The organism is uncultured Campylobacter sp., assembly GCF_938031315.1.
Taxonomy (GTDB): domain Bacteria; phylum Campylobacterota; class Campylobacteria; order Campylobacterales; family Campylobacteraceae; genus Campylobacter_B.
The window spans coordinates 1-3,974 of sequence record NZ_CALHHT010000355.1 but is presented as its reverse complement, the minus strand read 5'-3'; the positions used below and the strand labels follow the sequence as shown (position 1 = coordinate 3,974).

Annotated in this window: 3 protein-coding genes; all 3 read right to left on the bottom strand. The window is 51.4% G+C overall.

The features are described 5' to 3' along the window. Positions 1 to 345: 345 nt before the first annotated feature. The gene (locus Q0236_RS08540; RefSeq protein WP_297916899.1) at positions 346 to 2,076 is read right to left on the bottom strand and encodes a proline--tRNA ligase; all 1,731 of its coding nucleotides are present in this window, start codon (positions 2,074 to 2,076) and stop codon (positions 346 to 348) included. After that, a complete protein-coding gene (hemA, locus tag Q0236_RS08535; RefSeq protein WP_297916897.1) occupies positions 2,066 to 3,622 on the bottom strand; it encodes a glutamyl-tRNA reductase in 1,557 nt (518 codons plus the stop codon). Before hemA ends, Q0236_RS08540 begins: the two co-directional genes overlap by 11 nt. Further along, positions 3,622 to 3,974: polyprenyl synthetase family protein (locus tag Q0236_RS08530; RefSeq protein WP_297916896.1), on the bottom strand; the 353-nt coding region annotated here is incomplete at its 5' end. The genes hemA and Q0236_RS08530, both read right to left, overlap by 1 nt.

Below are 3,974 nucleotides of genomic sequence, written 5' to 3'. Positions count from 1 at the left end.
GAAACGCGCCCTTTGCTTTTTGCTTGCGCGGTCAAAGGCGGAAATTTTATTCACATGCGGCTGAGAGGGCGGTGCGGTACCGCGCGCAAACTCATGCTTTCAAATTTAGCCGCAGTGAAATGGCGGTGCGGCTTAAGCGTAAATTTTATCATTGTGCCTTGATGGTATCTCTGCGCGGCAAAATAGTAAATTTATAAAATTTTATGCTCCGTCCGAGCTCAAAAACCTATTCTTGCTGCGGCTAGCGCGGTAAATTTATAAAATTTTATGCCGCGCCGGTAGCAAAAGCGCCTCGCAAATTTTAAAATATGGCGGCAAAATTTAGCCCAAATTTAGGGCCAAATTTCATGCGCTTACTAATTTTTTCTCGGCTAATTTTTTCTCGATAAGTTTTAAAATTTCATCCGCGCTTACGCTCTGCCGCTTTAGGCCTGCGCGGGTGATGAACTCGACGCTTCCCTCTGCTAGGGCTTTTCCCACGAGCACTGCGTACGGAAAGCCCATCAGCTCGAAGTCGTTCATCTTCACGCCGAAGCGCTCCGCGCGATCGTCGAGCAGCGCGCGAACGCCCAGCACGCGGCACTGCTCGTATAGTTTCTCGGCAAATTCTACCGCTGCCGCGTCTTTGTGATTTGAAATGATGATCTCAAGCTCAAAAGGTGCCAGTTCGCGCGGCCACACGCAGCCTCGCTCATCGTGGCTGCTTTCGATCGCCACGGCGATAAGGCGGCTTGCGCCGATGCCGTAGCAGCCCATAAAAAACGGCTGTGCCTTGCCGTTTGCGTCCAAAAATCGCGCTCCCATCGGCTCTGAATAGCGCGTGCCGAGCTGAAAGATATGACCCACTTCGATGCCTTTCGTGATGCCAAGCTCCCCGCCGCAGCACGGACATGCGTCGCCTTCGCCCACGGCGGTAAGATCCGCGAAGCGTGATTCGTTAAAATTTATCACGTTAGCGCCCACGTAGTGGTAATCGGGCTCGTTTGCGCCCGCGATCATCTCGCGCGCTCCTTTTAGCTCGGCATCGATGTAAAATTTCGCCCCCTCGCCGAGCCCGAAAGGTCCGCAAAAGCCCGCCGTAAAGCCCGCTTGCGCGATCTCCTCCTCGCTGGCATCGATTAGCTCTAGCGCACCGCAGGCGTTTTGCGCCTTGGTCTCTTGCAGCTCGTCGCAGCCGCGGATAAAAAACGCTACGATCTCGCTGCGATCCTCGTATAGCGCTTTTTTGATCACCGCTTTGATAGTGTAGAATTTATCCACTTTGAAAAATTCCGCCACCGCGTCGATCGTTTTCATCGCGGGGGTTTTAAATTTCATCATACCGTCGGTCTCAGGCGCGGCGGCGTTCGTGGTTTTGGGCGCGCGGCGCGCAGCCTCGATGTTTGCGGCGTAGTCGCAGCGATTGCACACGACGATATCGTCCTCGCCGTTATCCGCCAGCACCATAAACTCCTTGCTACCGCTACCGCCGATCGCGCCGCTGTCCGCATCGACCGCGCGGAAATTTAACCCCAGTCGCGTAAAAATCCGCGAGTACGCCTGCCTCATCACCTCAAACTCGCGCTTCATATCCGCGGCGTCTGCGTGAAAGCTATAGGCATCCTTCATCGTAAACTCGCGTCCGCGCAGAAGCCCAAAGCGAGGGCGCGCCTCGTCGCGGAATTTCGTATTGATCTGATAGATATTTAGCGGCAGCTGCTTGTAGCTCGTGATCTTATCCGCGATCATCAAAACCGCCGCTTCCTCGTTGGTAGGGCTTAGCACGAAGTCGTTATCCTTGCGATCTTTGAAGCGCAATAGCTCCTTGCCGTATTTGGCGTAGCGACCGCTTTTTTTCCACGCATCCGCGGACGTCACGACGCTAAAAGAGACCTCCTGCGCGCCCGCAGCGTCCATCTCCTGCCTGATGACGGCGCAGATCCGCTCCAGCACTATCTTTCCTAGCGGCAAAAAATTATAAAGCCCGCTGCCCAGCTGCTCGATAAATCCCGCGCGGATCAAAAGCGCGTGGCTAGGTAGTACCGCGTCTCTGGGAGCCTCTTTTAGGCTCGGAGCGAAAAGCTTGCTAAATTTCATTCTGTCTGTCCTTTTTCTCGTTTTCTTGATTTAAAAATTTTTCGTAGTTTTCTTGCAGTTCAAAAATTTCGACCAGCGCGTTTACCGTGCCGTCAGCATCGTCCGCTTCGCCAAGGTTTTTTAAATTTACCGTCGGAGCGTGCAGAAACGCTTTAAAAACCTGATGGATCAGCTTGCGTGCTTCTTCTGCATCGCTGTGCTTTAGATAGCCCTTTTTAAGCGCTTTGGCTAGCTCTATCTCGGCTACTTGCTTTGCGCTTTGGCGCAAAGCCTTGATGATCGGCGTGGATGCCGCCGCCCTCAGCCATTTGAAAAATTCATTCGTGCATTTTGCTACGATCGAGTAAGCGATCTGCGCCTGCTCCTCGCGAAGCAGCAAATTTTTCTTTACGATCTCTTCCAGATCATCGACGCTGTAAACTTCAATATCCTCGCTCTGGCTAAGCTCCACGTCGCGCGGCACGGCGATATCGAAAAAATATCGTTTAAAGCTTTTGGGTTCTAACAAGCTATCGGTAATGATCGGCTCTTGCGAGCCCGTAGCGCTGAAAAATAGGCTATTTACGTTTAGATATTTTTTGAGATTATCAAGGCTATCGATTTTAATACGGGATTGTACCTGCGCGGAGGAATTTGCGCAGGCGGTGGAATTTTTATCGTCCTTGGGATTTTTGCCTGCTATGCGAGATTCATTGCTGTCTGTAAAAGTCTCTTTATTAAAATTTACGCCGTCTTTGGAATTTTGTTTTTGCGCGACATTTTCGCCCGCGAAATTCGCGACATTTCCGGAATTTAAGCCGTCCGAATTTTTTCCTGTGCCGGGATTTTCATCCGCGCAATTTTTTGCATCCAAGGAATTCTCGCCAAGTAGCGAGGCGGCTAGCCTCTGCGCGCCGGCTAAATTTCGATTTAAGATCGTGATATTTGCGCCGCTTGCGAGCAGGTGTTTGCACGCTAGCTCGCTCATCTCTCCCGCGCCCAGCACTACGGCATCCGCGCCCTGCAAAGAGCCCAGCTTCTCCTTTGCCATCGCCACGGCGACGCTTGAGACCGAGATCGGGTTTTTTGAAATTTCGGTCTGGTTACGGATACGCGCCGCGCATTTTAGCGCTTCATCTATCGCTCTTGCGATCTGTGCGCCCGCGTGGGAGTTTTGTTTGGCAAATTTAAAGGCGTCCTTGAGCTGGCCTACGATCTGAGTTTCGCCCACTACGAGGCTATCAAGAGAGGCTGCGACGGCGAAAAGGTGGTGTATCGCGCCGTAATCCTCGTAAATATCGGCGCGCTCGGCTAGCTCGTCGTAGCTCACGCCGCTTACGCGCGAAAGTGCCAAAAGCACGAACTTTTGCGCTTCATCAAAGTCGCTTACGACGGTAAAAATTTCTACTCGGTTGCAGGTGCTAAGCACCAAACACTCCTCTATCGCGGAGTTTGAAGCCAAAAGGCGCAAAATTTCTTTCTTGCGCACATCGTTTGAAAACGAAAGTTTCTCGCGAACCGTGATATCCGTGTTTTTGTGGGTGAAGCTCACGCTCATATACGCCATCAAAACTCCCTATCTATCATATCTCGCACGATTTGCTCCAGCTTGTCGTTTTTAAATTCCGCCACGGCTTCGAGCGCCTTTTGCCCGTAGGCACGAGCTTCGTTTATACAGCGCTCGATGATGCCGTGCTCGATAAATTTTGTCTTAATCCATGAAATTTCGCTCTGGCGAAGCTGTTTTTTAAAAAATGATTTTAGCTTTTGCCGATCCGCATCATCTAAATTTTCGTATAAATAGATGTAGGGCAGGGTAGTTTTACCCTCCGCAAAATCGCTCAGGCTCGGCTTACCGAGCGCTTCTGAGCTTTGCGTCACATCTAAAATGTCGTCGATGATCTGAAAGGCAAGCCCAA

Excerpts from the sequence above, each read along its gene's own strand:
- Q0236_RS08540 (WP_297916899.1), bottom strand. The coding sequence starts at position 2,076 with ATGAAATTTAGCAAGCTTTTCGCTCCGAGCCTAAAAGAGGCTCCCAGA.
- hemA (WP_297916897.1), bottom strand. The coding sequence starts at position 3,622 with ATGGCGTATATGAGCGTGAGCTTCACCCACAAAAACACGGATATCACG.